This is a genomic window from Paraburkholderia sp. SIMBA_030 (assembly GCF_046535245.1).
In the GTDB taxonomy this organism is placed as follows: domain Bacteria; phylum Pseudomonadota; class Gammaproteobacteria; order Burkholderiales; family Burkholderiaceae; genus Paraburkholderia.
On sequence record NZ_JAWRXB010000967.1, the window covers coordinates 1 to 258 of the forward strand.

The 258-nt window shown below is 65.9% G+C and carries 1 protein-coding gene; it reads left to right on the forward strand.

Features of this window, described 5'->3' with window-relative positions; all coding sequences use genetic code 11:
- Window positions 1-258 (forward strand): sigma factor (locus tag SB772_RS42890; RefSeq protein WP_410838880.1); only part of this gene is annotated, 258 nt, incomplete at both ends.

Sequence of the window (258 nt, forward strand, 5' to 3'; positions counted from 1 at the left end):
GGCAAGGTGCTGCGCGCTTCGATCGCGCCGCCGGCAGTCCATTGGCCTGGCTCATGACAATCGCCCATCGGCGCGCCATAGACCGCGTGCGGGCAGTCCAGGCCGCGACGGACCGGGAAGCGAAATACGGAGCGGCAAGCCAGGACAGGGATCGGGACTTAGTTGTCGAAGAGGCCGATACAGCATTGGAAGCCGAGGCCGTCAGCAGATGCCTTGGCACCCTGACTGACACGCAGCGGGAATCGGTCCGCCTCGCGT